This is a genomic window from Lentiprolixibacter sp. (assembly GCF_982873095.1).
The window spans coordinates 1-2,846 of sequence record NZ_CEYNTP010000304.1; the positions used below are offsets into that span (position 1 = coordinate 1).

Annotated in this window: 2 protein-coding genes and 1 pseudogene; 1 reads left to right on the forward strand and 2 read right to left on the reverse strand. The window is 46.9% G+C overall.

All coding sequences use genetic code 11. From position 1 onward, the window contains the following. Positions 1-702 (reverse strand): annotated as a pseudogene (locus tag AC4E7D_RS13560) (hypothetical protein); the annotation flags it as partial. A 121-nt stretch (positions 703-823) separates the two neighbouring features. Beyond that, positions 824-2,101 (reverse strand): fumarylacetoacetase, encoded by a 1,278-nt coding sequence (gene fahA, locus AC4E7D_RS13565; protein ID WP_490174317.1) that lies wholly within the window; start codon positions 2,099-2,101, stop codon positions 824-826. A gap of 110 nt (positions 2,102-2,211) precedes the next feature. Between fahA and AC4E7D_RS13570 the strand changes: the two genes are divergently transcribed. Further along, positions 2,212-2,846 (forward strand): serine hydroxymethyltransferase (locus AC4E7D_RS13570; RefSeq protein WP_490174318.1); only part of this gene is annotated, 635 nt, incomplete at its 3' end.

Genomic DNA, 2,846 nt, shown 5'->3' on the forward strand with positions numbered 1-2,846 from the left:
ATCCTTTAAAGGCGTGGTATGATATTGAGTCCACAGGTCATTTAGTCCGTAGGTATTGAAATTGAGCAGTTCCTCCTCCAGCCGTTGGGGGATCACCTGATCGGTATCATTCAGCATATTTACTTTTACATAGTCCTGTCCAAGTTGCCATGCTTCCTCCATTTTCTCCCGGGCATCCGCATATCCGGGATTGATCTCGAGGAGATAATTGAAGTCGTTATACGCCTGCCTGAAATCGGCTTTGAATTTTCCATTTTTCAGGAGGGTATTGGCATTGTCGTACAAATATTCGGAGAGTTGGTCCTGTGCAACCAGGATTTCCTCATCGTAATTGCGGAAATTGAAGGACGCATTCCTGTTTTCTTCCTGTATCCAAAGGGGTAATAGTGGCCGGATGCGTTCCTGCATCTCCTTGATCTGGTTATATCCCTTATAGATAAACTCATAATTGGCCGGGTTCCCCTCTTTTTGCAAGAAGGTAATATGTTCCAGTTCCCGCGCGGTGTACTTGGCAAACGCCTCTTCCAAAAGCAGGACGTAGGGTTGATTCCCTTTTTTTGTTTTGTTTTCAGATAAGTTCTTAATGGCCTTATGCATAGCCTGGGTATAATTACCCGTATTCAGGGCTTCCTGAGTTTTTTTGACGCCACCACAGGCCATCAATATCACCATAAGGCTTCCGAAGAGTAATGTCTTTTTCATGATGTTAAGATTTATGGTTTACAGGCATGAATCCAATCGCCGTGCCAAAATCAGCTGTTTCCATAACGAAAAAGGACATAATATCGTATATGTCCGATGAAATACAACTTTAAACCATAAATCAGGGAAGCGCAGGAAGAAGTTTGGTGCTCACTTCCCCAAATCCAATCCGAACACCGTTTTTTTCGCAATATCCCTTGAAAATCACCGTGTCATTATCCTGAATAGAGGTTCTGGAGCTGCCATCTGCTAGGGTAATGGGTTTAGTTCCCTGCCAGGCCAGTTCCAGCATAGAACCATAACTGTCCGGGGTAGGGCCGGAAATGGTACCGCTGCCCATCATATCCCCGCTATTGATCTTACATCCGTTAACGGTATGGTGGGCGAGCTGCTGTGCCATGGTCCAGTACATATATTTGAAGTTGGACCTTGCCACTGTAGTGGGCTCACTATTCTCTGGATGTATGGCTGCTTCTAGTTGGATATCAAAACTCCGTTTACCTTCCTGTTGCAGGTAGGGCAGTGGAGGGGGGTTCTGAACAGGGCTTTCCGTACGAAAGGGTTCCAGCGCATCAAGGGTAACGATCCAGGGTGAGATGGAAGAAGCAAAGTTTTTTGCCAGGAAGGGACCCAGGGGAACATATTCCCATTTCTGTATGTCCCTTGCACTCCAGTCATTAAATAAGACCAGCCCAAAGATATAGTCTTCTGCTTCCGCTACCGGGATGGCTTCCCCCATTTTGTTGGCATCAGTAGTGATGAATGCCATCTCCAGCTCGAAATCCACCATTTTAGACGGACCGTAAACCGGGGCGTCAGCACCGGCAGGAAGGGTCTGTCCTTTAGGCCTTCTTATTGCTGTGCCGCTCGGGATAATGGTAGAGCTCCGGCCGTGGTATCCTACCGGGATGTGCAGCCAGTTGGGCAATAGCGCTTTTTCCGGGTCACGGAACATGGAGCCAATGTTGGTGGCGTGTTCCTTGCTGGAATAGAAGTCTGTATAATCCCCAACTTGTACGGGCAACTGCATTTCAATCTCGTCAAGAGAGAAGAGAATGATTTTTCGATGGGCCTCATTGTCCCTTAGGCTGGGGTTATTGGAATCAAAGATCTCAATGATCCTGTTCCTTACCAGTCGCCAGGTCTTTTTTCCGTCTGATATGAAATCATTAAGGCTGTCTTGCAAAAATATATCCTCCGTGAGCGGGATGCCCTTAAAATACCCCAATTGATGCAGTGCTCCCAGGTCAATGGCCTGATCGCCGATACGGGTACCTATGGTGATGACATCATCACGCGTCAGGAATACCCCAAAGGGAATATTTTGAATAGGGAAATCAGAATTTTCCGGAACGGGTATCCAGGACTTTTTATCGGGAATACGGGCACTGGCAGACATGGGTATATTGTTAATTGATGTTTAATAAATTCTCGTTCAAATATATTATTTTCTCTGCATTAAATCGGGGCAATTTGTACTTTTACGAACCACATAAAGCAAGAGAATACATGCAACGCGACCATCAGATATTTGACCTTATTAAAGCTGAAAAGCAACGTCAGATCAACGGAATAGAGCTTATCGCTTCGGAAAATTTTACCAGTCCCCAGGTAATGGAGGCGGCTGGGTCTGTCCTAACGAACAAATATGCCGAGGGGTATCCCGGAAAGCGGTACTACGGGGGCTGTGAAGTGGTAGATCAGGTGGAACAACTGGCGATTGACCGGGCAAAAGAATTGTTTGGTGCGGCCTACGCCAATGTACAACCCCATTCCGGATCACAGGCAAATGCGGCGGTGTATATGGCCTGCCTGCAACCCGGGGATAAAATTTTGGGCTTTGACCTGGCACATGGGGGGCACCTAACGCACGGATCTCCTGTAAACTTTTCAGGAAAGTTGTATGATCCCGTGTTTTACGGTGTGGAAAAAGAAACCGGCAGGCTAAATTATGATAAGATTGAAGAGATCGCCTTACGGGAAAAACCCAAGATGATCATCGCCGGGGCTTCGGCTTATTCTCGTGACATGGATTTTAAACGGTTCCGTGAGATCGCCGACAAGGTAGATGCCTTTTTACTGGCTGATATCGCCCACCCGGCAGGCCTCATTGCAAAAGGTATTCTGAATGATCCTGTCCCGCA

Bases quoted from the DNA above. Each gene is read 5' to 3' on its own strand.
- fahA (WP_490174317.1), bottom strand. From the start codon at position 2,101: ATGTCTGCCAGTGCCCGTATTCCCGATAAAAAGTCCTGGATACCCGTT.